Origin of the sequence: Mesorhizobium sp. B2-1-3 (genome assembly GCF_006442495.1) — a bacterium.
GTDB lineage: Bacteria > Pseudomonadota > Alphaproteobacteria > Rhizobiales > Rhizobiaceae > Mesorhizobium.
Genome location: NZ_VFWL01000013.1, coordinates 124,989 through 149,987, shown reverse-complemented (window position 1 = coordinate 149,987; position 24,999 = coordinate 124,989). Strand labels below are relative to the sequence as shown.

Annotated in this window: 24 protein-coding genes; 15 read left to right on the top strand and 9 right to left on the bottom strand. The window is 64.2% G+C overall.

All coding sequences use genetic code 11. From position 1 onward, the window contains the following. Nucleotides 1-31 precede the first annotated feature (31 nt). The 4 genes from FJ973_RS21230 (at nucleotide 32) to FJ973_RS21215 (ending at nucleotide 1,845) form a co-directional block, all read left to right on the top strand. Entirely contained in the window at nucleotides 32-721 is a 690-nt protein-coding gene (locus tag FJ973_RS21230) for a TetR/AcrR family transcriptional regulator (RefSeq protein ID WP_140495314.1), read from the top strand. 145 nt (nucleotides 722-866) lie between these two features. Beyond that, on the top strand, nucleotides 867-1,400 hold the full coding sequence (locus tag FJ973_RS21225; RefSeq protein ID WP_140495312.1) for an SspB family protein: 534 nt from the start codon (nucleotides 867-869) through the stop codon (nucleotides 1,398-1,400). Between the two features lie 18 nt (nucleotides 1,401-1,418). After that, nucleotides 1,419-1,616, top strand: a complete 198-nt coding sequence (locus tag FJ973_RS21220; RefSeq protein ID WP_140495310.1) for a DUF4169 family protein — start codon at nucleotides 1,419-1,421, stop codon at nucleotides 1,614-1,616. 7 nt (nucleotides 1,617-1,623) lie between these two features. Continuing rightward, nucleotides 1,624-1,845: a ribbon-helix-helix domain-containing protein gene (locus tag FJ973_RS21215; protein WP_140495308.1), complete on the top strand. Its 222-nt coding sequence runs from the start codon at nucleotides 1,624-1,626 to the stop codon at nucleotides 1,843-1,845. A gap of 12 nt (nucleotides 1,846-1,857) precedes the next feature. On the opposite strand, the gene FJ973_RS21210 is transcribed toward FJ973_RS21215, so the two are convergent. Next, nucleotides 1,858-3,651 (bottom strand): chloride channel protein, encoded by a 1,794-nt coding sequence (locus FJ973_RS21210; RefSeq protein WP_140557573.1) that lies wholly within the window; start codon nucleotides 3,649-3,651, stop codon nucleotides 1,858-1,860. A 148-nt stretch (nucleotides 3,652-3,799) separates the two neighbouring features. On the opposite strand from FJ973_RS21210, the gene FJ973_RS21205 reads away from it, so the two are divergent. From FJ973_RS21205 to FJ973_RS21190, 4 genes are all read left to right on the top strand, one after another. After that, complete coding sequence (locus FJ973_RS21205; protein ID WP_140516535.1) at nucleotides 3,800-4,270, top strand: MarR family winged helix-turn-helix transcriptional regulator; 471 nt, start codon at nucleotides 3,800-3,802, stop codon at nucleotides 4,268-4,270. 14 nt (nucleotides 4,271-4,284) lie between these two features. After that, nucleotides 4,285-4,530, top strand: coding sequence for a DUF982 domain-containing protein (locus FJ973_RS21200; protein WP_140495302.1), 246 nt, complete (start codon nucleotides 4,285-4,287; stop codon nucleotides 4,528-4,530). Between the two features lie 267 nt (nucleotides 4,531-4,797). Beyond that, complete coding sequence (locus FJ973_RS21195; protein ID WP_140495300.1) at nucleotides 4,798-5,103, top strand: hypothetical protein; 306 nt, start codon at nucleotides 4,798-4,800, stop codon at nucleotides 5,101-5,103. 33 nt (nucleotides 5,104-5,136) lie between these two features. Further along, nucleotides 5,137-6,024 carry a sigma-70 family RNA polymerase sigma factor gene (locus FJ973_RS21190; RefSeq protein ID WP_140557572.1) on the top strand — a complete coding sequence of 296 codons (888 nt, stop codon included), beginning with the start codon at nucleotides 5,137-5,139 and terminating at the stop codon, nucleotides 6,022-6,024. A gap of 91 nt (nucleotides 6,025-6,115) precedes the next feature. Here FJ973_RS21190 and FJ973_RS21185 read toward each other — a convergent pair whose 3' ends face one another. Continuing rightward, nucleotides 6,116-9,985, bottom strand: a complete 3,870-nt coding sequence (locus tag FJ973_RS21185) for an AsmA family protein (protein ID WP_140557570.1) — start codon at nucleotides 9,983-9,985, stop codon at nucleotides 6,116-6,118. A gap of 224 nt (nucleotides 9,986-10,209) precedes the next feature. Between FJ973_RS21185 and FJ973_RS21180 the strand changes: the two genes are divergently transcribed. Further along, nucleotides 10,210-11,193: a Dyp-type peroxidase gene (locus tag FJ973_RS21180; protein ID WP_140557568.1), complete on the top strand. Its 984-nt coding sequence runs from the start codon at nucleotides 10,210-10,212 to the stop codon at nucleotides 11,191-11,193. 68 nt (nucleotides 11,194-11,261) lie between these two features. Here FJ973_RS21180 and FJ973_RS21175 read toward each other — a convergent pair whose 3' ends face one another. After that, nucleotides 11,262-11,783, bottom strand: coding sequence for a hypothetical protein (locus FJ973_RS21175; RefSeq protein WP_140495292.1), 522 nt, complete (start codon nucleotides 11,781-11,783; stop codon nucleotides 11,262-11,264). Nucleotides 11,784-11,882: 99 nt separating this feature from the next. Then, the gene (locus FJ973_RS21170; protein WP_140521185.1) at nucleotides 11,883-13,298 is read right to left on the bottom strand and encodes an FAD-linked oxidase C-terminal domain-containing protein; all 1,416 of its coding nucleotides are present in this window, start codon (nucleotides 13,296-13,298) and stop codon (nucleotides 11,883-11,885) included. Nucleotides 13,299-13,513: 215 nt separating this feature from the next. Between FJ973_RS21170 and FJ973_RS21165 the strand changes: the two genes are divergently transcribed. Together FJ973_RS21165 and FJ973_RS21160 are read left to right on the top strand one after the other, a co-directional pair. Beyond that, on the top strand, nucleotides 13,514-13,999 hold the full coding sequence (locus FJ973_RS21165) for a thioesterase family protein (RefSeq protein ID WP_140495288.1): 486 nt from the start codon (nucleotides 13,514-13,516) through the stop codon (nucleotides 13,997-13,999). Between the two features lie 147 nt (nucleotides 14,000-14,146). Continuing rightward, nucleotides 14,147-14,344, top strand: a complete 198-nt coding sequence (locus FJ973_RS21160) for a hypothetical protein (protein ID WP_140495286.1) — start codon at nucleotides 14,147-14,149, stop codon at nucleotides 14,342-14,344. A 50-nt stretch (nucleotides 14,345-14,394) separates the two neighbouring features. On the opposite strand, the gene FJ973_RS21155 is transcribed toward FJ973_RS21160, so the two are convergent. Next, nucleotides 14,395-14,874 carry an Lrp/AsnC family transcriptional regulator gene (locus FJ973_RS21155; RefSeq protein ID WP_140557567.1) on the bottom strand — a complete coding sequence of 160 codons (480 nt, stop codon included), beginning with the start codon at nucleotides 14,872-14,874 and terminating at the stop codon, nucleotides 14,395-14,397. Nucleotides 14,875-14,963: 89 nt separating this feature from the next. Here FJ973_RS21155 and FJ973_RS21150 point away from each other — a divergent pair, with 89 nt between their 5' ends. Beyond that, complete coding sequence (locus FJ973_RS21150) at nucleotides 14,964-15,863, top strand: EamA family transporter (RefSeq protein ID WP_140557565.1); 900 nt, start codon at nucleotides 14,964-14,966, stop codon at nucleotides 15,861-15,863. 8 nt (nucleotides 15,864-15,871) lie between these two features. Here FJ973_RS21150 and FJ973_RS21145 read toward each other — a convergent pair whose 3' ends face one another. Continuing rightward, nucleotides 15,872-16,768, bottom strand: a complete 897-nt coding sequence (locus tag FJ973_RS21145) for a dienelactone hydrolase family protein (RefSeq protein ID WP_140557563.1) — start codon at nucleotides 16,766-16,768, stop codon at nucleotides 15,872-15,874. A 243-nt stretch (nucleotides 16,769-17,011) separates the two neighbouring features. Here FJ973_RS21145 and FJ973_RS30995 point away from each other — a divergent pair, with 243 nt between their 5' ends. Continuing rightward, nucleotides 17,012-17,161: a hypothetical protein gene (locus tag FJ973_RS30995; RefSeq protein ID WP_181165306.1), complete on the top strand. Its 150-nt coding sequence runs from the start codon at nucleotides 17,012-17,014 to the stop codon at nucleotides 17,159-17,161. A gap of 9 nt (nucleotides 17,162-17,170) precedes the next feature. Beyond that, nucleotides 17,171-17,605: a hypothetical protein gene (locus FJ973_RS21140; protein WP_140516555.1), complete on the top strand. Its 435-nt coding sequence runs from the start codon at nucleotides 17,171-17,173 to the stop codon at nucleotides 17,603-17,605. A gap of 29 nt (nucleotides 17,606-17,634) precedes the next feature. Here the strand turns inward: FJ973_RS21140 and FJ973_RS21135 are convergent, their stop codons facing one another. Further along, entirely contained in the window at nucleotides 17,635-19,950 is a 2,316-nt protein-coding gene (locus FJ973_RS21135; RefSeq protein ID WP_140557562.1) for a glucose/quinate/shikimate family membrane-bound PQQ-dependent dehydrogenase, read from the bottom strand. A gap of 182 nt (nucleotides 19,951-20,132) precedes the next feature. Here FJ973_RS21135 and FJ973_RS21130 point away from each other — a divergent pair, with 182 nt between their 5' ends. Then, nucleotides 20,133-22,817 (top strand): UvrD-helicase domain-containing protein, encoded by a 2,685-nt coding sequence (locus tag FJ973_RS21130; protein ID WP_140557560.1) that lies wholly within the window; start codon nucleotides 20,133-20,135, stop codon nucleotides 22,815-22,817. A gap of 186 nt (nucleotides 22,818-23,003) precedes the next feature. Here FJ973_RS21130 and FJ973_RS21125 read toward each other — a convergent pair whose 3' ends face one another. Beyond that, complete coding sequence (locus tag FJ973_RS21125; RefSeq protein WP_140495272.1) at nucleotides 23,004-23,318, bottom strand: hypothetical protein; 315 nt, start codon at nucleotides 23,316-23,318, stop codon at nucleotides 23,004-23,006. Nucleotides 23,319-23,441: 123 nt separating this feature from the next. Further along, nucleotides 23,442-24,995, bottom strand: coding sequence for a trimethylamine methyltransferase family protein (locus FJ973_RS21120; RefSeq protein ID WP_140557558.1), 1,554 nt, complete (start codon nucleotides 24,993-24,995; stop codon nucleotides 23,442-23,444). Nucleotides 24,996-24,999: the final 4 nt, after the last annotated feature.

Below are 24,999 nucleotides of genomic sequence, written 5' to 3'. Positions count from 1 at the left end.
TAAATCGTCAATCACCTCTATATAGATTTTCATGAGACCGGGTGTTTCTCCTGACAGTTTCCCGCCACGCAGCCACGAGGCCAAGCGCATCTCGGTGGTCGACGCCGCCGCTTCCGTGTTCTGCCGCGAGGGCTTTGCCGGCGCCAATATCGACCTGATCGCCGCCGAGGCGGGTGTCTCGCGCCAGACCGTCTACAACCACCATGGCGACAAGGAAAAGCTCTTCATCGCCGTAGTCCGCGATCTCACCGAGCGCTGCAATGCCGGCATCTTCGCCACCATCGCCACGTTCCCGGACCAGCCGAGGGATCTGGAAGCGGATCTGATCGGCTTTGCCGTGCGCCTGAACCAGAACTGCATCTGCAACCGCGACGGAAAATTCCTGCGCAAGCTGATCCAGACCGAAGGCGAACGCTACCCTGAATTGTTCGCCGAATGGCGCGAACAGGGCCCGGGGCGGACCTGGCCGGCAATCGCCGCCCGCTTCGCCCGCCTTGCCTATGGCGGTTACCTCGCGATCGACGACCCCGACGTCGCGGCGCGGCAGTTCCTCGGCCTCGTCAATGCTGAATTGCAGACGACCTTCATGCTCGGCGGCACCCCGGCCGAGGACGAGGTCGTGCAATCGGCGACAAATGGCGTGCGCACCTTCCTGCGCGCTTTCGGCAAGCGCCCCTCCCCGACCAGCGTCAAGAAACACGCCGCGCTTGCCAACGCGTGACATTTGCGGGTGACGCAAGCCGGCTTCCGCGATCAAATCTCGGCAATCGTCCTCGCTTCCTCGCGGCGGCGGTCTATATGCGGTTTACGCCGCGCTCAAGCTTGATTACAGCTATGCGGACGATTCAACGGAACCCGACCGCCACATGGCCGACGACCACATCCGCTATGACATTCTGGCCCAGGAGGCGTTGCGCGGCGTCATGCGCAAGGTCCTGGCCGAGGTCGCGCGCACCGGCCTCCCCGGCAACCATCATTTCTTCATCACCTTCCTGACCGGCGCGCCGGGCGTGCGCGTGTCTTCGCGGCTGCGCGAGCGCTATCCGGAGCAGATGACCATCGTCATCCAGTTCCAGTATTGGGACCTGAAGGTCACCGAGACCGGTTTCGAGGTCGGGCTCTCCTTCTCGGACGTGCCGGAAAAACTCGAAATCCCGTTCTCGGCGGTGCGCGGCTTCTACGATCCGTCGGTTAACTTCGAACTCGAATTCGACGTCAAGACCGAAGGCCAGTCAGATGACGAACCAGCTTCCCAGCCGGCGTCCGAACCGCTCGCCATCGTCTCCGAGAAAAAGCCGAAGGCGGAGAAGAAGGCCGCCGAACCCGAGAAGAAGGCGGCCGATGCCGATGCCGCCAAGGGCGCCGAAGTCGTCTCGCTCGACGCCTTCCGCAAGAAATAAGCCTTCGGGTCGCGCGTCATGGCCGACATCGTCAATCTGCGCCAGGCTCGCAAGCAGAAGGCAAGGCTGGAGAAGGAACGCACTGCCAGCCAGAACCGCGCCCTGTACGGCCGCTCCGGGGCAGAGAAGGAACGCGACCGCCTGGTTGCCGAAAAGGCCGAGTTCTTCGTCGCGGGCCATCGGCGTCAACCGTCGCCCGATCCGGACCCCAAATGAGCTCCAGGTGAGCCCGGTCGAAAAACGCTCGGTGACGATCCGTGGCCACCGCACCAGCTATTCGCTCGAAAAGCCGTTTTTTGACGACCTTGTCGCCATCGCCGCCGCGCGCAATCTGACCCTTGCCGCGCTGGTCGCGGAAGTCGACGAAAACCGGCCGCGTGACACCAATCTGTCCTCGGCGCTCCGGATCCATGTACTGGCCTGGGCGAAGCGCGGCCGCGCCTGACGCCTGGCTCCGTCAGGCAGTGCCTTCCTGTTTCCCGCGGCGGGTGCCGAACCCCAGGAGGGCCGTGCGATCGCGCTCTTCCGCCTGCTTCCTGGATCTGACGCGCATCAGGTCCTTCCAGCCGACGTAACCGACCAGCGTTCCGTCGTCGCGTGCCACGACCGGCAGATGCGACACGTTGGCCGTCAGGAGCTTGTCCGACAGGCCTTCCAGATATTCATCGGGATAGGCAAGCGTCACCTTGCTGCCGGCCAGCAAGTCGCCGAGCGTCGTCGTCCGGTGCTTGCCGGCACGCCGCCAGCGCAGAATCGCCGGTGGATCGATGAGGCCGAGCACCTGCCTGTTGCCGTCAATGACCGGGAAGCTCGGATGACGCGTCTCCGGCGCAGTCAGGAATGCCGCTGCGCCATGCAGCGTCATCGTCGCCGGCACGCTCTGGACCTGCGTGGTCATCACTTCGTGCACCCTGGTCAGCGCGAACGGATCGACCCGGTATTCGCGCACCAGATGATGCCCTCGCCTGGCGATCTTCTCGGTCAGGATGGAACGTTTCATCAAAAGCACCGTCACCGCATGGGCGGCGGCGCAGGCCGCGATCAGCGGCACCAGCACATGCGTGTTGCCGGTCAATTCGACCGCGAAGAAGGTCGCCGTCAGCGGCGCGCGCATCGTGCCACCCATGGTCGCCGCCATCGCCAGCAGCGCCCAGAAGCCGGGATCGGCCGCCGGCAGGAAGCCGGCGAGCACCGCGCCCATCGCGCCGCCCATGATCAGCAGTGGCGCCAGCACGCCGCCCGACGTTCCCGAGCCCAACGCCACGGACCAGATGACGGCTTTCACCACCAACAACAGGAGTGCCGCCGTCGCGATCGTACGGCCGTCCAGCATGCTGGATATGTTGTCGTAGCCGACGCCGAGCGCCTGCGGCTCGATCAAGCCGCCAATGCCGACGACGAGGCCGCCGAGCATCGGCCACCACATCCAGTGGATCGGCAGCTTCTGGAAACCGTCCTCGCAGGCATAGACCATCTGCGTCAGCAAGGCAGACAGGAGGCCGGCGGCAACGCCGATCAGGACCCAGCCGCCAAGACCGGCAAAGGAAATCGCCATGCCGCCCTGAAACGGAAAGATCGGTCCCGGCATGTGCAGCATGGTGCGCTCGACCTCCGCCACGATGGCAGCCACCGCCACCGGAATGAAGCTGCGCGGCGTCCACTCGAACAGAAGCAGTTCCACCGCCAGCATGATGGCGGCGATCGGCGTTCCGAACACGGTGGTCATGCCCGCGGCAGCGCCCGCCACCAGCAGCGTCTTGCGCTCATTGTCGCTGACCGGCAGCATCTGCGCGATCAGCGAGCCGATGGCGCCGCCGGTCATGATAATCGGGCCCTCGGCGCCGAACGGTCCACCGGAGCCGATCGAGATCGCCGACGACAGCGGCTTCAGCACTGCGACCTTGGCGTCCAGCCGCGAGCGCCCGAGCAGGATCGCTTCGATCGCTTCTGGAATGCCGTGGCCACGGATTTTCTCGCTGCCGTAGCGCGCCATCAGGCCGATAATGAGTGCGCCGATCACCGGCACGGCGACGGCGGCATAGCCAAGCGGCGTGTCCTCCAGCCTCAGATCGGCGAGCGTGAATTGACCGAAATAGGCGACGTTGGTGGCGAGCCGGATCAATTTCAGCAGGATGATGCCGGCAAACAGCGCGGCCGTCGCCACCACCACCGCGATGCCAGCGATCAGCAACACCCTGGCGTCGGTGGTGAAATCGCGCAGATGTCCGGGACTGCCCTGTTCGGTCTTCATTGCCTGCCTGCTTTCCGTGGCGTGTCGCTGTTGGAGGATCGGCAAACCGTCAAAACGGCTTTGCCGGCGGCTATGTATCGTAATACGATATAAATATTCAAGCGGACTTGGCCCGAAATCGTTTGAGCTTTGGCTGGAATGACAACACATGTCTGATATGTCGCATCCGCAAAAACCCCGCCCCGCCATCAGCCAGGCCGACTACCAGCGGCTGTCGGAGTTCCGCTATCTGATCCGCCGCTTCCTGGAATTCAGCCAGCTACAGGCCGAAGACGCCGGTCTGACATCGCGCCAGCATCAGGCACTGCTCGCCATCAAGGGTTTTCCGGGCGGAGGCCCGGTAGCCATCGGCGACCTCGCCGAACGCTTGCGCATCCGTCATCATAGCGCCGTCGAACTGGTCAACCGCCTGTGCGAGGCCGGGCTGATCGTCAGGGATCAGGACAAGGACGACCAGCGCAAGGTGCTGCTGCAACTGACCGAGCGGGCCGATGCCTGCCTCGCCGACTTGTCGGCCGTGCATCTCGACGAGCTTTCGCGCATCGAACCCATGCTGAGGAGCGTGCTCGCCCGAAAGGACCGCGACACGCTCCAGAGACAAGTTTCGCAACCTAGCTGAATGGAGGCTATGCCATGTACAACATCTGGTTTTCCAAGGCAGTCCCGGTTTCCACAGGCGTTACTGGCGACGTTCGAAATCTGTCCAATGCCGAACAAGCTCTCGACCTTCTTACCAATCACTGGCGCGATGCGGGAAGCATCAAGCATAAGGCTGCGCTGCGGGCGTGCCGACAGGCCATGAACGGCGGCGTATCGGCCGATACCGCCAGGGATGCTTTTGTCGAAGCCGCGAGGGAAGCGCGCATTCTGGTCGAATAACTGCCGCGCATGGCCTGGGCGTTGTTGGCCCAACCACAGGCCCGACATACCGTCCTCGATCGACGGTGAGCGCACGATGAGATCGCGACAGCCGTCAGCAACGCGCCGTCGTCCATTCAACTTTTGCGAAGCCCGGCTACCATCGGGAAGATGGGACATAAGGGGCCGCATAAAAAAATTCCGGAAACCCCGAATCCTTTGGCTCCGCCGCTTCGTCTCGGACATGAGCGACCTGCAAGGTGCAGGGCCGGCAAAGGAACAGACAAGATGAAACACCATTTGATACGTTACAGGACCAAACCGGAGCTGGTCGACGAGAACGAGCGGCTGGTCAAGGCCGTGTTCCAGGAATTGCGGGATAAATCGCCCGAAGGGTTTCGCTACATGACATGGCGGTCCGGCGACGGTACCTTCTTCCATCTGGTCGAGGCGGCAACCGAGGAGCAGGCCGGCACCCTTCCGGGGCTAGCGGCATTCGCGACTTTTCAGAACGGCATCAGGGATCGCTGCATCGAGCCTCCGCATCGCGAGGCGATGACGGTAGTAGGCAGTTACCGGATGCTGGACCACTAGGCGCGGTCAAGCGATGTGGAGAACGGCGGGCGTATGAACATCCTCATTCCTGGCGAGCACCGCGCGCTCATCGAACGCCTGCTTGGGGACTTGCGCCCAAAGCTGCACCGCTATTGCGCGCGCATGACGGGTTCCGTCTTCGACGGCGAGGACGTGTTGCAGGAAGCGCTGGCCAAGGCGTTCGAGGCTTTGCCGAACGCCGGCCAGATCGCAAATCCGGAGGGCTGGCTGTTCCGCATCGCGCACAACACGGCACTCGATTTTCTGCGCCGGCGAGCCCGCGAAAAGGCCTTTTCCGATGAGGATCCGGACATGATCGTCGACCCGGCCAACGCCACCTTCGACCGTCAGGCCGCTGCCGCCGGCCTGCACACCTTCATGCGCCTGCCCGTCGCGCAGCGCAGCAGCGTCATCATGATGGACGTTCTGGGTTATTCGCTGCAAGAGATCAGCGCCGCGCTGGACACCAGCGTCCCGGCCGTCAAGGCGGCGCTGCATCGTGGCCGCGGCCGCTTGCGCCAGCTCGCCGCCGAGCCCGAGGATCGGCCGGTTCCCAGGTTGGGCGTCTCCGAACGCCTGTTGCTCGAAGCCTATATCGATCGCTTCAACGCCCGTGATTTCGACGCCGTGCGCGACATGCTCGCCGATGAAGTTCGCCTGGAGCTGGTGGCCAGGACGCGGTTTACCGGACCCAAGGAAGTGGCCACCTATTTCCACAACTATTCCCGCCTCCGCGATTGGCGTTTCGTGCCGGGATTCGTCGAGGACAGGCCGGTGGTCCTCGTTCACGACGGCAACGATCCGGCTGCGCGACCAGCCTATTTCATCCTGCTTGTCTGGCAGGAGGGCAAGCTTGCCGCCATCCGCGATTTTCGTCACGCCCGCTACGTCGCCGACAGCGCCGAACTGCTCGTTATTTGAACGATCGAGGGAAATCCCCTGCCTACTGCCTACTGCCTACTGCCTACTGCCCTACTGCCCTACTGCCCTACTGCCCTACTGCCCTACTGCCCTACTGCAAAGACTTCAGCAAATTGTCGATCGTAGACGGATTGAACTGCGGTTTGGCCGGAGGCGGATTGTCATTGGCCACCGGCGGTGCCGCCGGTTCCGGGTTCGGCGTCTGCTCGGCGCCCTTGCGCTCTGCTTCCAGCCTTGCCTTCTCCTGCGAGGAGGTCCGCATCGCCTCCTCGGCCTTTGCCTTGGCATCCGCCTCGGCTTTGACTTTTGCCTCGGCATCCGCCTTGGCCCTGGCCTCTGCTTCGGCCTGCGCCTGAGCTTCCGCCTCGGCTTTCGCCTTGGCGTCGGCCTCGGCCTTCAGCCGCGCCGCCTCCTCCTGCTGTCGCAGCTCCTCGGCCGCCTTGTCGCGCTGGTCCTGCAACGCAGCGTAATAGCGCACCTCGCGCCGCAGCCGCTGCTTCTCCAGCAACGCGGCCTGCATCGCCTCGACCCGCTGCTGCTCCTTCTCCAGCGCGCGCTGCGTCAGGAACTGCGCCAGCGGTTCGCTGTCGAACTGCCGTTTGACGGCGCCGAACGGCCCCTCGACGCTGAAATTCATCGCCGGTTCGGAACCGACGAGCGCTTCGTCGCCGGGCCGGTAGGTGACCGCGCCCTTGGCGGAGACCGTATCGGCATTGAGGTCCGCCGTGATGTCGGCGGACAAGGTCGCCGAAGGATTTTCGAGGCTGATCGGCGGCGCTCGCAGCGTGCCACCTGCAATGGTGAAGGCGATGTCGGTATCCTTTGCCGCGAAACTGCCATCTGCCGCGATAGCGGGCGCGAAGCCGGCGGTCTTGGCTGCATCGATATCGCGGCCGATCGCGTCGGCCTTGGCGAGGAAGGTGCTGAACGCATCCGGATTGACGCCGGCGACCGTGACGCCCTTCAGCGCCGCCGTGCCCGAACCCGACAGAGCGGCGATCATCGCGTCGACCGATTTGCCGCTTGTCGAAAACGCCGCGGAGACATCCCCCTTGCCGCCGATGCCGGCATCCGGCAGCACGGCTGGCAGATCGGCGTCCGCGAGCTTCATCTGGCCGGTGAAAAGCCCAGTGCCGTCATTGTTTTTCAATTCGAACAGGCCGGTCAGCGCACCGCCAAGGAATTTCGCCTTGAGATCGGACACGCGGATGCCTTCCTGGTCGAGCTTCAGCGACAAGGCCGCGTCATAGGCGGTCGCGAATGGCCCTGCGGCAAGGGAAGCCGTGGTCAAGTCGAGATCGGCCGTGAATGGAAGGCTGGATTTCTGGCTGAACGGGGCCGACGGCCACACACCGCCTTTATTGTCTCCGCTCTTGTCCGTGAACGCGGAATCGCCGAACAGCGCCACCGCCATCGGGTCGAGATCAAGTTCGTCGAGCGCCAGCGAGCCGGCCAGATGCGGCACGCCATCCTTGCCGTCAATCCCCTCCTTGACGTCGATGTTCACGTCACCCGACACCGCAGCTTCGTTGATGGCGGCGTTGAGGCCGGAGAGCACCAGTAGGCCGTTGCCGTAATCGGCCTGCGCGGTGAGCGACGTCGACGTGCCTGTCCCCATGCCCGGCAGGCCTATGCCCGATGTCATCAGCCAGGGCTCGATGTCGGCCGCATCGAGGCTGACCTTGCCCTTCGCGACCGGACCTTGGGGCGTGTCGGCTACGGTGCCGTCGAAACCGGCGTTGAAGTCGTTGCCGGCAAGGCTGAAGCTCGTCGCCAGGCCGCCGCCCAGCGTGCCCTTGGCCTGGATGTCGGTGCTTGCCTCGCCGAGCATGCCGAGCGGCAGTGCCGGCAAGCCGTAAAGTGCCAGCAGCGCTGTGGCGTCGGGGTTCCTGGCATTGAAGGTCAGCGCCACAGGCGCTTCAAGAAGCTTGTCGACCGCTCCCTTCCCCGACAGCGAGGCGGAAAAGGACGATCCGCCGGCCTTGCCTTGCCCGCTCACAGCAAGCCCTGTTGTGCCGTCGCCATTGTCGGCAGCACTCACCACAAGATCGACGCGCGAGTCCTGGAACAGGTCGGGATAAGCAGCGGCGCGGCTTGCCAGTCCCTTGAGCACGGCATTGTCGGCATAGTGCTGCGCCGCCACGTCTATCAGCGGCTTCAGGTCGACGGCGACCACGGAGGCGTCAAGCTTGCCGGTCGGGCTCGCTGGGAAATCCTTGATCCGGCCTGTGGCGCTGATCGACGCGCCAGCCAGCCCGCCCACCGACAGCCGGTCGATCTCAAGCAGCCCGTCGCGCAGCCTGAGCGCGGTGTCGACCGTGTCGGCGGTCAAGCCTCCGGCACTGACCGGTCCCGCCTTGATCTGGAAATCGAGGTCGCGGTCGGCAAATCGGTTGGCGCCCTTGTCACTGATGAAGATCGAAGCGAAGGCCGCTAGCCCGTCGACATCGAGATCGCCGCCTTCCAGCCGCATCAGCACCGAGGGCCTGGCGTCGTCGGGCTGGCTGGAATCGATGCGGCCGGAAAACATCGCTTTGCCCAGGACCAGTTCGAGATCGCTGAAGGCCTGGCGCTTTTCGGAGAGATCGACTTTAGCCCGGAAGCCGGCGGCGGGCAGACGCCGGATCGCCTCGTCGACGTCCTTGGACAACCAGGCAGCGAAGCCGGAAGGCTGCGCCACCGCCAGCAGCAGCGAACCGGTGAAGCCGAAATGGTTCTCGACGCTGAGCAGGCCGTCGGCCTCCAGCGTGGCGCGGCCGGGCAGTGTCGCGGCGAGCGATTTCACCGACCAGCCGCCATCGACCGGCTCGGCGGAAAGATGAACGTCGCGAACCGTGGTGTCACCGGCCACCACGGCCGGCAACCTGACCTCGACCGTTCCGGGAATGGTCGGCTTGGGCAGGTCGAGCAAAGCCTGTTCCAGTCCGGCAATGCGCTGATCCAGTGTCAGGCCGGCGCCTGCCGCACCCACGGCCTCGTCGAACTGCACCTGCGCGCCATTGGCCTCGATGGCGAAGCTCGGCTTCTGGCCGAGATCGATCGAGGCCTTGCCGTCGGCGGTATAGGGATTGTCGAGCGGTCCGGTCTCGAAGCGGAATTCATCGATGCCGAGCTTCTGGTGATCGAGCGCGAATTTGCCGTTAACCCGAAAGCCGGGATCGGACTTGCCGGTACCGACCTTCACCGTCTCGCCATCGGTGCCCCGCAACTGGGCTGAGTTCTTGTCGGCGCCGGAAATCTTGAACTGTCCGGAGTAGATGGCGGCTCCGTTGACGATGCCGGCATTGCCGTCGGTTTCGATGACCAGCGGATAGGCGTCGGGATCGGCCTTGAGCCGAAACCGCATCTGGCCGTTGGCTTCGGCCTTGCCGGTAGTGGCGGCAACCGTCGTGCGCAGGCCGTCGAACCTCAACGTGCCATCCATGCGCCACGGGCCCGCCAGCGATTTGGCCGAAATGGTCGAATTGATCTCGGACATGGTGTGGCTGCGTCCGCCGGCGGCATGACGCAGCTCGATCTGCCCTTCCGTCACCGTCAGCTTCTCGATCGAGATCTGGTTGAGGTTGAAGGGCGAGGACGGCCGCATCGCCCAGTCGACGGTACCATTGGCGGCGATGTCGATCGTCGCTTTCGGCCGCACCAGCCGCATGTCGAAAATCAGCACCTCGCCACGCAGGAACGGCGCCAGTTCCGCATCCATCGAAAACGTCTCGACGGTCATCGCCGGCTGGCCGGCGGGGCCGCCGGCAACGGCGACATTGGAGAAGGTTACCGACGGAAACGGCAACAAGCGCGCCGTGGCGTCGCCCTGCACGGTCACCTTGCGGCCGAGAATGGCGCTCGCTTCGCGCTCGAACTGCGCCCGATAGCCGGACCAGTCGACAAAATACGGCCCCACCAGCGCCGCGCACAGCACCAGCACGAACAGGCCACCAAAGATCACGAACAGGCGTGCGAGCATCAGTTCCGAACGGTTTGGTTGAAATCAGCCGCACTCTACCTGCATCCGCGTGTCGATAAAGAGGCAATTCGATCGTCGTCGGCGACAACCATGGACGGCGTTCGATGTTGCGCGGTCGCTCTTGATCGCGATACCTTGCTTTGGGCGTCCTCGCCCTGTTCCGGTCGCGGCGTTTTCCGATCCGGGATCGTCTGAAACAATCCTGGAAAAGCGGAGAATTGGGGATGTCGGGGAAGAACTGGGACCGTGTGCCGATCGATGCGCAGAGCGTCGACGCGCCGCTTTCGCAATCAGCGATTTTCCTTGTCGTCACCATAGCCGATGAACAGCCGGTTCTCGCAAGGGTTTGTTCCGTGCTCGGCGACCTTGACGACCTGGTCAAGACTGTCGGGTTCCGCGACCTCGGCGGCCGCCTGTCGTGCATTGCCGGGATCGGCCACGACCTCTGGGATCGGCTCAGCCCCGGCCGGCGGCCGGCGGAGTTGAAGCGGTTCGCGCCGATAACGGGAGCGGTTCACGCCGCGCCCACTACGCCGGGCGACCTTCTCTTCCATATCCGCTCCGAGCGGCCCGACATGTGCTTCGAGTTCGAGCGTATCCTGCTGGACAGGCTTGGTCCCGGCGTGACCGTCGTCGACGAAGTCTCGGGCTTCCGTTATTTCGATGCCCGCGACCTGCTCGGTTTCGTCGACGGCACAGCCAACCCCACCGGCCTCGATCTGCCCGCCTCGGCGCTCGTTGGCGACGAAGATCCCGATTTTGCCGGCGGCAGCTATGTCGTCGTTCAAAAATACCTGCACGATCTCCAGGCGTGGGCGCGAATCCCCACGCCCGTGCAGGAGGCGATCATCGGCCGAACCAAGATCGACAACATCGAAATCGATGATGACGGCGCGCCGCGCAAATCGCACAAGTCGCTCGCCACCATCGAGGATGCCGACGGTAACGAACATGACATATTGCGCGACAACATGCCCTTCGGCCGGCCGGGGCAACGGGAATTCGGCACCTACTTCATCGGCTATTCGAGGTATCTCTGGGTGATCGAGAAGATGCTGCAGCGCATGTATATCGGCGACCCGCCCGGCGCTTACGACCGGCTGCTTGATTTCTCCACCCCTCACACCGGCACGACATTCTTCGCGCCGACACGGCCGATGCTGCAGGTACTTGCCGAAGCAGCGCCAGGGAAGTTGGCCACTCGGTAAACGACGCACACAGCAAAGCGGCGTGCTGCGGAGATCAGCACGCGATCATCGGCGTCATCAGTGCGAATTCAACGCGCGTCGCGCTTTGCCTGCGCCACCTTGGCCGCTTTGCGTTGTCGGCCGAGCTCAGCCGGCCGAACCAGATTCGGCGTCCTCTGGTTTGCCACCGCTCGCATGCCCTTGTGCGCAGTGCGCGCGTTGAACGCTGGACCATCCGTCGGCGCTTTCTGCTTCAGGGCCAGCGCCTTGCGCGCGCTGTCGACCAATGAGACGCGCGCCGTCAACTGGCGGCGCCGTTCGGCCTCGCCATTCAACCGCCGCATGGCCGTCGCCAGCATCGCAAGCTTCAACTGAGAGCCGCCATCGGCCTTTGAAGCGACAGCCCCTTTCGGTGTGCCCTTGCCCCGGATTTCGCGCCGGCGTCGATGCGCCTCGGTCTGCGCCTTGTCGCGCCGCTCCCGAAGGCGTTTGACGAGGCCGGACAGATCGGCGTCAGAAAGGTCCTGGACCGCCGGATGGTGCGATTTTTCCACCAGCTCGTGTTCGTCGGCACTCAGCGCGCGCGCTTCTTCCTTGCGTGAAATCGCCATGACACCACTCCTCCGCTTGGGTTGCCCGTCTTCTGGGCCTTCAGCACACGGAGTCTCGGCCCGATTGGAGGTGGGGTCAAGACGAGCCGATGACGGCGTCTACTCGGCAGCCGGCAGGATCTTGCCCGGGTTCATGATATCGAGCGGATCGAGCGCCTGCTTGATCGTGCGCATGATGTCGACGCCGTGGCCGAGCTCATGGCGCAGGAAGCCAATCTTGCCTTGGCCGATGCCGTGCTCGCCGGTGCAGGTGCCCTCCATGGCGATGGCCCGCATGTTGAGCCGCGCCACGAACTTTTCCGACAGCGCGATTTCCTTCGGGTCGTTCACGTCCATCAGCACCAGGACGTGGAAATTGCCGTCGCCGGCATGGCCGACGATCGGCGCGACAAGCCCCATTTCGGCGATATCGGCCTCGGTTTCGGTGACGCATTCGGCAAAACGCGAGATCGGAACGCAGACGTCGGTCGACAGGCCCTTGGCGCCTGGCCGCAGCGTCAGCGACGACCAATAGGCGTCATGTCTGGCCTTCCAAAGTTTGGTGCGCTCCTCGGCGACACTGGTCCACAGGAACGGTCCGCCGCCATTCTCCTCGGCGATCATGCCGAAGGTCTCGGCCTGCTCGGCAACGCCGGCATCACTGCCATGGAATTCGACGAACAGGCACGGGCTTTCGGGATAGTCGAGCTTGGAATATGTCTTCATCGCCCGCATCTGCAGCGCGTTGACCAGTTCGATGCGCGCCACCGGAATGCCCATCTGGATCGTCGCGATGACGGCGTTGCAGGCCGCTTCGACGCTCGGAAACGGGCAGACACCGCCGGAAATCGCCTGCGGAATCCCTTGCAGCCTCAAGGTCAGCGAGGTGATGATGCCGAGCGTGCCTTCCGAGCCGACCAGCAGCCGTGTCAGGTCGTAGCCGGCCGAGCTTTTTTTTGCCCGCTTGCCAGTGGTCACCGCCTCGCCATCGGCCATGACGGCCGTCAGCGACAGCACGTTCTCGCGCATCGTACCGTAGCGCACCGCGTTAGTGCCTGAGGCCCGTGTCGCAGCCATGCCGCCCAGCGAGGCATTGGCGCCGGGATCGATTGGAAAAAACAGGCCGGTGTCGCGCAGATGCCGGTTGAGATCCTCGCGAGTCACCCCGGGCTCGACCGTGCAGTCGAGATCCTGCGGATTGACCGATAGGATCCGGTTCATCCGCGAAGTGTCGACCGAGATGCCGCCGCCCGGCGCGTTGGTGTGGCCTTCGAGCGACGAGCCGACGCCGAAGGCGATCACCGGCACGCGGTGCGCGGCGCAGGCGCGCACGATCTCCTGTACCTCGGCGGTCGTTTCCGGGAAGACGACGCCGTCCGGTGCCTGCGTCGGGATGTAGGTTGTCGTATGCGCATGCTGGGAGCGAACCGCCTGGCCGGTCTGAAAGCGCTCGCCAAACCGCTGCTTGAGGATGCCGAGCACGGCGGCGATGCCTTCTTCGTTGCGCTCGACCGGATTGAGGTCGCTCAGGGCCATGAATTCCTCCGCGAATGGACCAGTGTCCATGCTTGTCATGCATTTATGGATGATGCCTAACGCAATTCCAGGAAAAGTGTGAAGCGGTTTTCCCGGGAAAAGCGCCTAGCGCTTTCCCTGGGGAATTGTATCAAAGAGGCGGTCCGACGTTTCCGTGGAACGATGAACCGCTCTTACAACCACGCTCTGTCCAGCACCAGAACAAGGAAGTTGCCATGCCGATCCCCGCCCCTTTTGTTTCTCAGCCAATGGCTATCGAGAAGGACTGGATCGATTATAACGGCCATCTCAACATGGCCTACTACAACGTCCTGTTCGACCGCTGTTCGGATGAAGCCTTCGAGGCGATGGGCATGGGGCTGGATTATGTCAAGAACCGTCGCCTCACCATCTACACCGCCGAAGTCCATGTCTGCTACGTGCAGGAACTGCATCTCGACCACAAGGTCACGGTCTCCTTCCAGCTCATCGACCATGACGAGAAGCGGCTGCGGTTCTACCAGGAAATCCGCCATGCCGACGGCTGGCTCGCCGCCACGTCCGAGCAGCTTGCACTGCATGTCGACATGTCCGGCCCCAAGGTAGCCCCCTTTCCCGCCGACGTGCTGGCCAAGATCGAAGCGATGCGCGCCGCTCACGCAGCCTTGCCGATGCCCGAACGCGCAGGCCGCTCGATCGGCATCAAACGCAAGACGGCTTGAACCCGCCCGGGGCCCGCGTTAACCTTACCGAGGTTTTAACGGGAACAAGCCGATTGGACCGTTGCGCGACTCAGCGGGCCGTTCGAAAACGATCCGCATCGAAGTAGCGACACGGGCGGCGGGGCATAGCCGATTCGGGGGACGTGCATGAAAACCGATATCAAAGTCGAGGTGGACAGGCTCGCCGCCGATCCGCGCATTACCGACTATGATTTCTGGCGCTCGCTGAAGAACGTCAACAACGAGATCTTCCACATCGCCAACAACAATGAGCCGATCCCCTTCGACATGATCCGCTGGCGCGTCATCCTTAAGCAGGCCCGCATGAAGCGCGGCCACGCCTGACGCTGCGGGTAGAGCGGCCACTCCGTTGACGACATTCCGGGCGTTTGACCTCAACCCTGCCGCCTGATCGCCGCCAGCGGCGAGCGCGCCGCCACCGGCGAAGACTGGATGATCGCCGTGTTGGTCATCGCGTAGGGAATGATACGGTCGATCACCCGTTCGAGTTCGACCACCGAGCCGACATGCGCCAGCGCGATGAAACAGTCCTCGCCGGTTACCCGGTCGCATTGCGCGATCTCGGGTAGGTCGCGGATGATCTCGGCCACGACGGCGAGCTGCCCCGGCACCGGCCTGATGCGCAGCCATGCCGACAGGTTCAGGCCAAGCGCCGCCGGATTGATCCGCACGCAATAGGCTTCGATGACGCCGCTCTCCTGAAGCTGCTTGACACGCTCGGACACGCTCGGCGCCGACAGGCCGACGGCGCGCGCCAGCTCGGCCGTGCTGGCGCGCGCATCTTTTTCCAGCAGGCGCAGTATCTTCAGATCGACCGCGTCGAGGTCGAGATTTTCGTTTCGAAGGCGCTTCATCAAAAACTCCTTGCATCCGGAAAGCGACCGAGGTCCCTGAACGACCACGACCCATATCAGACGGAAAAAATACCTGCGATACTGATCCGATGAACGATCGGACGCAAGTCCAAACCACGCCCGCAGGTGCGGCCTTCACCAGCCTGGCGACATCGCTGCCGCCGCATGTGTGGTTCTGCGTCAGCGCCGTGTTCCACTATCTCGGCCCTGCCGTCGCCGTGCTTTTGTTTGCGCAGATCGGCGTGCTGGGCATGGCCTGGCTGCGCATCGCCACCGCCGCGTTGATTTTCGCGCCGCTGACGCGTCCGTGGCGAACCTTCGCCCAGGCCGATTGGTCGACACGGCTGCTGCTGCTCGCCTTCGGCGCCTGTCTGGCAGTGATGAACTGCTCCTTCTATCTGGCGCTCGACCGCCTGCCGATTTCGCTGGTGGCCGCGATCGAATTCGTCGGCACCATCGGCGTCGCGCTGGTCGGTCTCCGAAGCGCGCGCAATCTCGCTGCCCTTGCCGTCGCCGTGGCCGGCACCTTGCTGCTGATCGACGTCAAATGGTCCAGCGATCCCATCGGCCTGTTCTGGGCCTTCCTCAACGGCGCGCTGTTTGTGGGCTATATCGTGCTTGGCCACCGCGTCGCCGCTTCAGGCGCCGGCGGCGGCATTGCCGGGCTCGGCGCCGCCATGGCCGTGGCCTTCCTGGTCGTGCTGCCGATCGGCCTCACCGACGCGTTGCCCGCCTTTTTCTCCGCGCCGCTGCTGCTGGCGGCCATCGGCGTCGGCATCTGCTCCTCGGTCATCCCCTATATCTGCGACCAGCTCGCCATGGCGCGGCTGCCGCGGTCGAGCTTCGCGCTGATGCTGTCGCTGCTGCCAGTCACCGCGACGCTGATCGGCATTCTCGTGCTGCGCCAGATCCCCGGCATCAGCGACTGCATCGGTATTGCGCTGGTGGTGGCCGGCGTCGCCTTGCATAGGCCTGCGAGCACGCAGTAGATCCTCCGCTAAGCCAGTTTCTCCTTCAGGAAGGCGACGGTCCGGCCCCAGGCGAGATCAGCCGCCTTCTTGTCATAGCGCGCTGCCGAAGTGTCATTGTTGAAGGCGTGATTGGCGCCTTCATAGACATAGACCGTGTATTCGACATGCGCGGCATCGAGTTCCTTCTTGAAGGCGTCGATGCCGGCATTGGTCCGTTCGTCCAATCCGGCATAGTGCAGCAGCAGCGCCGCCTTTATCTTGGAAACGTCCGCGGCCTTCGGCTGCATGCCGTAATAGGCGACACTTGCCGCCAGATCAGGCGCGTTCACGGCGAGCATGTTGGCCGTGCCGCCGCCCCAGCAGAAACCGACGACACCGACCTTGCCGTTGCCGTCCTTGTCGGCCTTGAGGAAAGCCACCGTCGCGACGCCATTGGCGACGGTCTGCGCCGGATCCAGCTTGGTGAACATGTCGCGCGCCTTGTCCTCGTCGGCGGGCGTCTCGCCGAGCGGCGACAGGAAATCCGGAGCGAGCGCCACGAAGCCCTCCAGCGCCACGCGCCGGGCGACGTCGCGTATATGCGGGTTGAGCCCCCTGTTTTCGTGGATGACGATGACGGTGCCGAGCTTGCCCGCCTGGTCCGCCGGCTTGACCAGATAGCCCTTCATCTCGCCGCCGGCGCCGGGATAGGTGATGTCCTGGCCTTTCACGCGGGGATCGTTCTCGGCGACGATGGCCGCTTGGGCAGAGTTGGCAGCCAGCATCGGCGCGATCGCCGCGGCCGCCGCCCCGGATCCCGCAAGCCGGGTCAGTTGCTCCATGAAGCGGCGGCGATCGAGTGTCAGATGCGTGTATTCGTCATAGGCGTCGATCATCGCCTGGGTGATCCCAAGCTTTGCTGGTCTGGCGGCTGCTTTGGTCATGGCGCATTCCTCGGCTTCAGGCTTCAACACCGGAGCTAGATAGGGGCGCGGCCGGCCCGGTCCAGCCTGGATGAGCGCAGCGGCAAGCATCGGCCGCAGCCAGTGAAGCCGGCAACGCCGGCGCCCGCCCCATCACTTTTTGGTCATCGCCGATAAATCCTGCCGGCACTGCCACAATGGTAAGGGAAGCTGCGTGCTACCGATGCCCGTCCCATCCCGTCCCGACCAGAAGGACACCCGCCGATGATCGTGCCTATCCTCACCAGCGCGTTCGTCCTTGCCCTGGCTGCCGCTCAGGCATTACGCTTCCGGCTTGTGGACGCAGGCAGGCGGTCGATGATCGAGCTTCGCATCGGCCGGGACCGCCGCCCGGACCCGAAATCCCAAATTTGAGGTGAGACCATGAACGTCCAGGATATCGTCAACACCGTCTCGCAAAAGGCGGGCCTCGACCAGGCAACGACCGAGAAAGTCGTCGGCACCATCTTCTCGGTGCTGGAGCACGAGGCGGAAGGCACCAAGGTTTCGGGTTTCTTCGCCAAGATTCCCGGCGCCGATGATCTCGCCCGCCAATACGACGTCATGGCCGCCGGCGCGGCCGGCGGTGGTGGCCTGCTGTCGTCGCTGCAAGGCGCGCTGGGCGGTGTTCTCGGCGAAAAGGCCGGCGCACTGATCAACGGCGTCGCCGCGCTCAAGGCTTCCGGCCTCGACATGGCGCAGATCAGGCAGGCCGGCGCCACGCTGATCCAGCAGGCCGAAGCCGCCGCCGGGCCTGATCTCACCAATGAAGTGCTCGGCTCGGTACCCAGCCTGAAGAGCCATCTCGGAATCAGTTAGGGCGCGATCCTGCGAGACCGCACCCGTTCCTACTTCGGCAGCGCATACGCCATCACGTAATCGCCGGGCTTGGTGCCGACCGAGCCATGGCCGCCGGCGACGATGACCACGAACTGGCGCCCGTCAGCCACCGTATAGGTCATCGGCGTCGATTGCCCGCCGGCTGGCAGGCGCGCCTGCCAGAGCTGCCTGCCTGAGGTCAGGTCGTAGGCGCGCAGGTAGTCGTCGACCGCGGCGCCGAGGAAAGCCACCCCGCCGGCGGTGATCATCGGCCCGCCAATGCCGGGCACGCCGACCTTCAGCGGCAAAGGCAGCGGCGTCATGTCGTAGACCGTGCCGTTCCTGTGCTTGTAAACGATCTGTCCGGTCCTGAGGTCGGCGCCGGCGACATAGCCCCATGGCGGCGCCTGGCACGGAATGCCGAGCGGCGACAGGAACGGTCCCATCACCACCGCATAAGGAGCGCCGTCATTTCGGTTCAGCCCCTGCTCGCTGCCCTTGGCGTCGCCTGGCGGCGGCACGTCCGCGCGGGGCACAAGCCTGGAGGTGAAGGCGAGATAGGTCGGCATGCCGAACAGCACCTGCCGGACCGGATCGACCGCCACGCCGCCCCAGTTGAAGACGCCGAAATTGCCGGGATAGACCAGCGTGCCCTGCAGCGATGGCGGCGTGTAGCGGCCCTCATAGCGCAGCCTGTGCAACGCAATCCGGCACGCCAGCTGGTCGAACATGGTGATGCCCCACATGTCGGCATCGGTCAGCGGCGGCGGATTGAAGGAAAGGTCCGACACCGGCTGCGTGGGCGATGTGTAGTCGCCTTCGATGGCGCCGCCGGGCGCCGGCACTTCCTTGACCGGGATGACCGGCTCGCCGGTGCGCCGGTCGAGCACGTAGAGGTCGCCCTGCTTGGTCGGCCCGACCAGCGCCGGCACGACCGTTCCGTCGGTCTTGGTGATGTCGACAAGGCTCGGCTGCGCCGGCACATCCATGTCCCAAAGGTCATGATGCACGGTCTGGCGCACCCATTTCAATTGCCCCGTATTGAGGTCGAGCGCGGTGATCGAGGAGGAGAATTTCTCGACATTGGCGCTGCGGCCGGCGCCGAGCTGGTCCGGCGCCTGGTTGCCGAGCGGTATGTAGAGCAGGCCGAGCTTTTCGTCGGCACTCGGCGTCGACCACATGTTGGGCGAATTGGCGGTGTAGGTCTGGCCTGCCGCTAGCGGCGTGGTCTGCTCGGGATTGCCGGAATCCCAGTTCCAGATCAGCGCGCCCGTGGAGGCATCGAAGGCGCGGATGACGCCGGAGGGCTCCTGCGTGGAATAATTGTCGTTGACCGCGCCGCCGACGACGATCTTGTCGCCTGATATCAGCGGCGCCGATGTCGAATAGTAATAGCCGGACTTGGGATAAGGCATGCCGGTCAGAAGGTTCAGCGTACCGCCTTCGGCAAACGCCTGACAGACCTGACCGTTGGCGGCGTCGAGTGCGATCAGCCGCGCATCCGAAGTCGGCAGGTAGACACGCGCGGCGCAAGGCTGCCCGGCACCGATCTTGGCATCGGCGTAATAGGAGACGCCGCGGCAGGTCTGGTGCTGGCGGTCCTTGTCGAGCTTGACCTGGGGATCGTAGCGCCACTTCTCCTTGCCCGTGGCGGCGTCGATGGCGATGGCGAAATTGTGCGGCGTGCAGATGTAGAGCGTATCGGCGATCTTCAGCGGCGTCACCTGATAGGTGGTCTCACCGACGTCGTCGGGACCTTTCACGTCGCCGGTGCGATAAGTCCAGGCCGGCTGCAGGTTGGCGACGTTCTCCGGCGTGATCTGGTCGAGCGGCGAATAGCGCTGGCCATAGGGCGTGCGGCCGTAGAAGTGCCATTCGCCGGCAGGTATGTCGCCGCCGAGATCGGCCGCCGGGGTCACCTTGTCGATGTCGAGATTGCCGGCAATATCCTTGGGATCGGTCGTCATTGAATAGCCGGCGACCGCCAGCGACGCCAACACGGCGAGAATGAGCGGCGCGCGGCCATCGGGACCAATAAGGCCCCGCCTCGCCCACGGCGTCAGCAGCCACAGCGCGACGAGCACGATGATGCCGCCGCGGGGCCCGAGTTCCCACCAGTCGAAGCCGATTTCCCAGACCGCCCAGGCAAGCGTGCCCAGCACGATCGCGGCGTAGAGCCAGAGCGCGGTGGATCTGCGCCGGTAGAGCAGCCATGCGGCGATGAGGAAGGCGATGCCTGATATGATGTAGTACCAGCTGCCTCCCAGTGAAGCCAACCAGATGCCGCCGGCGCCAAGCGCGAGGCCGATGAGGAGGAGAATGAGGGAGGTGATGGTGACAGCCAAGATGATACTCCTTCGACTGTTGCGCGCCTCGAGGCGGCCGTGGGCAACAGGATCCCCTCCCTGCCCTTTGCGCAGCTTTCCCTCACCCGCCCTGCCTGTCAAGCAGGCCGGAAACAATCAGGAGTGGAACAAAACGTAGACAGTTCTGGTCTTTCTCCACCGAATCACTACATTCGGGGGCGATGTCCGGCTTTTCCGAAGACATGCCCTTTTTCGATGAACCCGATGCGCGGCCCACCGCCCCGTCGGGCATCGCCGCGCGCGCCATGGCTGCCCGCGGCGGCCACAACAACGCGCCCGACTATCTCAAGGGGTTGAACCCCGAGCAGCGGCTGGCGGTGGAAACCACCGAAGGTCCCGTTCTGGTGCTGGCCGGCGCCGGCACCGGCAAGACGCGCGTCTTGACCACCCGCATCGCCCACATCCTGGCGACCGGAAAAGCCTTTCCCTCGCAGATCCTGGCCGTGACCTTCACCAACAAGGCCGCGCGCGAGATGAAGCAGCGCATAGGCATCCTGATCGGCGAAGGCAATGTCGAGGGCATGCCCTGGCTCGGCACCTTCCACTCGATCGGCGTCAAGCTCTTGCGCAGGCACGCCGAGCTTGCCGGGCTGAAATCCGACTTCACCATCCTCGACAACGACGACGTCGTGCGGCTGATCAAGCAATTGATCCAGGCCGAGGGCCTTGACGACAAGCGCTGGCCGGCCAAGCAGTTCGCGCAGATGATCGACGGCTGGAAGAACAAGGGGCAAGGCCCGGCCGATATTGCCGAGGGCGATGCGCGCAGTTTCGCCAACGGCAAGGGCCGCGAGCTCTACAAGGCCTATCAGGAGCGCCTGCAGACGCTGAACGCCTGCGATTTCGGCGATCTGCTCTGCCACCCTATCCGCATCTTCCGCGCCAATCCGGACGTGCTGAAGGAGTATCACAAGCGGTTCAGATACATCCTGGTCGACGAGTACCAGGACACCAACACCGCGCAATACATGTGGCTGCGGCTCCTGGCACAGCGGCCAAATAGCGGGCGTAGCGCGACGTCTACGGATTTGCATTCGGCCGAAGGCCGCAAGCCTGACCGGGCGTCCGAGCCTTTGCGAAGCCCCTCCCGCGACGCCGAAGGCGCGCAGAAAAGAGGGGTCGGGCCCGCGCCGGCAGGCGAGGAACAGCCCGTGAGCGAAAACAAAATAAACATCTGCTGCGTCGGCGACGACGACCAGTCGATCTATGGCTGGCGCGGCGCGGAGGTCGACAACATCCTGCGCTTCGACAAGGATTTTCCCGGCGCCACCATCATCCGGCTGGAGCGCAATTATCGTTCCACCGCGCATATCCTCGGCGCCGCTTCGCACCTCATCGCCCACAATGAAGGCCGCTTCGGCAAGACGCTGTTCACCGATCGCGACGATCCCGAGGATGGCAAGGTCAACGTCCACGCAGCCTGGGATTCCGAGGAGGAAGCGCGCGCTGTCGGCGAGACCATCGAGGCTTATCAGCGCCAGAAGCACAATCTCAACGACATGGCGATCCTGGTGCGGGCGTCCTTCCAGATGCGCGAGTTCGAGGACCGCTTCGTCACGCTCGGTCTCAACTACCGCGTCATCGGCGGCCCGCGCTTCTATGAGCGCATGGAGATCCGCGACGCGCTTGCCTTCTTCCGCGTCGTCGCGCAAGGCGCCGACGATCTCGCCTTCGAGCGCATCGTCAATGTGCCCAAGCGCGGCCTCGGCGAAACCACCATCCGCCAGATCCACGACACGGCCCGCGCGCTGCGCGTACCGATGTTGGAAGCCGCCGCCAAGCTCGCCGAGAGCGATGAATTGAAGCCCAAACCGCGCGCCGCATTGCGCGAGGTCGCGGCCAATTTCGAACGCTGGCAGAAGGCGCTGGAAACCACGCCGCACACCGAACTGGCCGAGACCATCCTGGAAGAGAGCGGCTACACCGACATGTGGAAGAACGATCGTTCGGTCGAAGCGCCCGGCCGGCTGGAAAACCTCAAGGAGCTGATCCGCTCCATGGAGGAGTATGAATCGCTGCGCTCCTTCCTCGAACATGTCGCTCTGGTCATGGATGCCGAGCAGAACGCCGAACTCGACGCCGTCAACATCATGACGCTGCATTCGGCCAAAGGCCTCGAATTCGAGACCGTTTTCCTGCCGGGCTGGGAGGAAGGCCTCTTCCCGCACCAGCGCGCGCTGGACGAAGGCGGCCGTTCCGGCCTGGAGGAGGAGCGCCGACTGGCCTATGTCGGCGTCACCCGTGCCAAGAAGAACCTGCACATCTGGTTCGTCTCCAACCGCCGCATCCACGGCCTGTGGCAATCGACGATTCCCTCCCGCTTCCTCGATGAACTGCCTGAAACCCATGTCGAAGTCGCCGAAAGCGGCAACTCCTATGGCGGCTACGGCAATTCCTATGGCGGCGGCTCGTTCGCTTCCGGCCGGGGCGGCCGCCAGAACCCCTATGGCGCCTCGCGCTTCGACAATGTCGGCGCCGAAAAATCCGGTGCCTTCTCCAACAGCTACGCCACGCCGGGCTGGCAGCGGGCGCAGCAGAACCGCACCGAAGCGACCGATCGCAACTGGGGCTCGCGCTCCGGCCACCAGATCGAGCGCATCGGCTATGGCGAGACCGACAGCGGCTACGGCGCCGGCCGCACGAGCATCAAGGGCCGCACCATCGATGGCGAGTTGGTCGCCAAATCCGTCGCCGACACGCCGTCCCCCTTCAACGTCGGCGACCGCGTCTTCCACCAGAAATTCGGCAACGGCAACATCGCGGCCATCGAAGGCAACAAGCTGACCATCGACTTCGACAAGGCCGGCCAGAAACGCGTGCTGGATGGGTTTGTCGCGGCTGTGTGAGAAAAAATGGACACTCACTCGCGTAAGGAGCTGGTCAAAAATCCTGAGGTTTTCTTGTGAAAATCGAAGTAGATTTTGACCCTAATTATGTTTGCGATTTCACAGCTAAAATTGATTGGAATGAATTCCAATAGCGTGGACGTCCGAAGTGAACGGAACTTTCGGTAGTCACCCGGGCCGGACCGCTCAGTCCACCTTCTTCTCTCCCGCCTCGCCAGCCTTGACGATATCTCCCGTCGTAAACAGGATTTCCTTCAGTTCCGCGCGCCAGTCCTGCTTCTGACGCAGCAGGAATTCGAGATCCATGCCGAAATGCTTGAACTCCTCGCCTTGCGCGTTCTTCATGATGGCGCGGGCCTGCGGGTCCTTCTCCACCGACATGCGCTGTTCATACCAGGAGATCGCTTCCGCTTCCTCGATCAGCGAGGTGATCATGCGGGCGAAGGTTCGCACCTCCTGCGACAATTCTTCGGGCGGTTCGTGGTACTGGTCGAAACCCATGTGGTCGTCCTCCCTCAATGGCTCGCAATGCGAGCAGGCGCTGGCCGTGCCATGAATGCATGAGAGGTGCAGCAGGTTCCGGATCGCACCCACAATTCAGGACGATGAAAGGAACAGGCTATCTCACGACACCGGCGCTGCCCCGCCCTGTTCGGTGCGACGCGCGATGAAATCATCGAGCACAGCCGACGTGGCAATGGCCGTCGCCGGCGGCTCGAAATCGGCGAGGATGCGCTTCCAGATACCGGTGGCGCGTTCGGTTGCGGTCTTGGAACCGGCCTGCGTCCAGTTGCCGAAATTCGACCAGTCGGCCACCAGCGGCTCGTAGAAGGCGGTGCGGTAGCGCGCCATGGTGTGACCTGCCGAGAAGAAATGGCCGCCGGGCTGCACTTCGGCGATCGCCTCGAAGCCGATGGCATCGTCGTCGCCGGGCGTGGCGGCGCACAGTTCAGCCACCGTCTGCAACGCCTCGATGTCGGTGACCAGCTTTTCGAAGGAAACGCTCAGGCCGCCCTCCAGCCAGCCGGCGGCATGGATGCACACGGTGGCGCCTGCCAGCACCGAGCCCCACAGCGCAAACTGCGTCTCATGCGCCGCCTGCGCATCGGAGATGTTGGCCGCGCTGCCGCCGCCCGAACGCCACGGCAGGCCGGTGAAGCGCGCCAGTTGGCCGGCTCCGAGCGTCGCCTTGACATGCTCCGGCGTGCCGAAGGCCGGCGCGCCCGATTTCATGTCGACATTGGAGGAGAAGGAGCCGTAGACGACAGGAGCGCCCGGCCGCACGATCTGCGCCAGCGTCAACCCGGCCAGCGCCTCGGCATGCTGCAGCGTCAGCGCGCCGGCCACCGTGATCGGGGCCATCGCACCCGCCAGGCAGAAGGGCGTGATGATCAGGACCTGGCCCGCCCTGGCGAAGTCGATGATGCCTTGCGCCATCGGGATGTCGAGCTGGCGCGGCGAATTGGTGTTGATGACGGTGTAGCAATGGGCGCCCGAGCGGAACTCGTCCTCGGACAGCCCGCGCGCCAACCTGATCATGTCGAAACTATCGTCGACCTGCGGGGTGCCGCGCGCGAAGATGAAGGGAAGCTTGTCCGACAGGGTCAGTTGCGCCCGGTTGACGGCGTAGTGGCGAAAATGGTTGTCGATGTCCTGCGGCTCGACGCAAGGTCCCAGCATGTGCAGCACGTCGAAATGCTGCACCAGCTTGATGAACTCCTCGAAGGCCGCCAGTGTGCCTGGTCGGCGGCCGCGTTCGAGGTCAGTGACGTTCGGCGCGCCGCACCCTGCCAGGAAGGTCATCGACCCGAGTTCCAGCGTCAGATCGCGGGAGCGGTCACCGGCATGGGTCTGGATCGATTTTGGCGCCGAGGCCAGTGCGGCCGCCACCATGTCGCGGCCGATCCGCACCATGTCGGTTTCGGGGTCGATCAGGGCGCCGGCGCGAGCGAGCAGGTCGCGCGCCTGCGGCAGCAGAACCTTGATGCCCAGCTCTTCCAGCACGCGCAGCGCCGTGTCGTGGATCGAGGCGACGTGGTCGTCCGAAAAGATTGGCTGCGGCAGGAATGGGTTCTTCAGAGAGCGGTAATTGGGCCGGCGGCTGCTCTCGCTGCCGGCCTCGCCGATGCGTCCTCGCCGGCGCTCGCGCCTGCCTTCGCGTGCCGCGTCATCGATCATCCGG

Excerpts from the sequence above, each read along its gene's own strand:
- FJ973_RS21155 (WP_140557567.1), bottom strand. The coding sequence starts at position 14,874 with ATGAAGCGCCTTCGAAACGAAAATCTCGACCTCGACGCGGTCGATCTG.
- FJ973_RS30995 (WP_181165306.1), top strand. The coding sequence starts at position 17,012 with ATGATCGTGCCTATCCTCACCAGCGCGTTCGTCCTTGCCCTGGCTGCC.
- FJ973_RS21200 (WP_140495302.1), top strand. The coding sequence starts at position 4,285 with ATGTACAACATCTGGTTTTCCAAGGCAGTCCCGGTTTCCACAGGCGTT.
- FJ973_RS21220 (WP_140495310.1), top strand. The coding sequence starts at position 1,419 with ATGGCCGACATCGTCAATCTGCGCCAGGCTCGCAAGCAGAAGGCAAGG.
- FJ973_RS21125 (WP_140495272.1), bottom strand. The coding sequence starts at position 23,318 with ATGGGTTTCGACCAGTACCACGAACCGCCCGAAGAATTGTCGCAGGAG.
- FJ973_RS21180 (WP_140557568.1), top strand. The coding sequence starts at position 10,210 with ATGTCGGGGAAGAACTGGGACCGTGTGCCGATCGATGCGCAGAGCGTC.
- FJ973_RS21130 (WP_140557560.1), top strand. The coding sequence starts at position 20,133 with ATGTCCGGCTTTTCCGAAGACATGCCCTTTTTCGATGAACCCGATGCG.
- FJ973_RS21185 (WP_140557570.1), bottom strand. The coding sequence starts at position 9,985 with ATGCTCGCACGCCTGTTCGTGATCTTTGGTGGCCTGTTCGTGCTGGTG.
- FJ973_RS21145 (WP_140557563.1), bottom strand. The coding sequence starts at position 16,768 with ATGACCAAAGCAGCCGCCAGACCAGCAAAGCTTGGGATCACCCAGGCG.
- FJ973_RS21150 (WP_140557565.1), top strand. The coding sequence starts at position 14,964 with ATGAACGATCGGACGCAAGTCCAAACCACGCCCGCAGGTGCGGCCTTC.
- FJ973_RS21225 (WP_140495312.1), top strand. The coding sequence starts at position 867 with ATGGCCGACGACCACATCCGCTATGACATTCTGGCCCAGGAGGCGTTG.
- FJ973_RS21205 (WP_140516535.1), top strand. The coding sequence starts at position 3,800 with ATGTCTGATATGTCGCATCCGCAAAAACCCCGCCCCGCCATCAGCCAG.
- FJ973_RS21190 (WP_140557572.1), top strand. The coding sequence starts at position 5,137 with ATGAACATCCTCATTCCTGGCGAGCACCGCGCGCTCATCGAACGCCTG.
- FJ973_RS21140 (WP_140516555.1), top strand. The coding sequence starts at position 17,171 with ATGAACGTCCAGGATATCGTCAACACCGTCTCGCAAAAGGCGGGCCTC.
- FJ973_RS21230 (WP_140495314.1), top strand. The coding sequence starts at position 32 with ATGAGACCGGGTGTTTCTCCTGACAGTTTCCCGCCACGCAGCCACGAG.
- FJ973_RS21170 (WP_140521185.1), bottom strand. The coding sequence starts at position 13,298 with ATGGCCCTGAGCGACCTCAATCCGGTCGAGCGCAACGAAGAAGGCATC.
- FJ973_RS21175 (WP_140495292.1), bottom strand. The coding sequence starts at position 11,783 with ATGGCGATTTCACGCAAGGAAGAAGCGCGCGCGCTGAGTGCCGACGAA.
- FJ973_RS21120 (WP_140557558.1), bottom strand. The coding sequence starts at position 24,995 with ATGATCGATGACGCGGCACGCGAAGGCAGGCGCGAGCGCCGGCGAGGA.
- FJ973_RS21160 (WP_140495286.1), top strand. The coding sequence starts at position 14,147 with ATGAAAACCGATATCAAAGTCGAGGTGGACAGGCTCGCCGCCGATCCG.
- FJ973_RS21165 (WP_140495288.1), top strand. The coding sequence starts at position 13,514 with ATGCCGATCCCCGCCCCTTTTGTTTCTCAGCCAATGGCTATCGAGAAG.
- FJ973_RS21195 (WP_140495300.1), top strand. The coding sequence starts at position 4,798 with ATGAAACACCATTTGATACGTTACAGGACCAAACCGGAGCTGGTCGAC.
- FJ973_RS21210 (WP_140557573.1), bottom strand. The coding sequence starts at position 3,651 with ATGAAGACCGAACAGGGCAGTCCCGGACATCTGCGCGATTTCACCACC.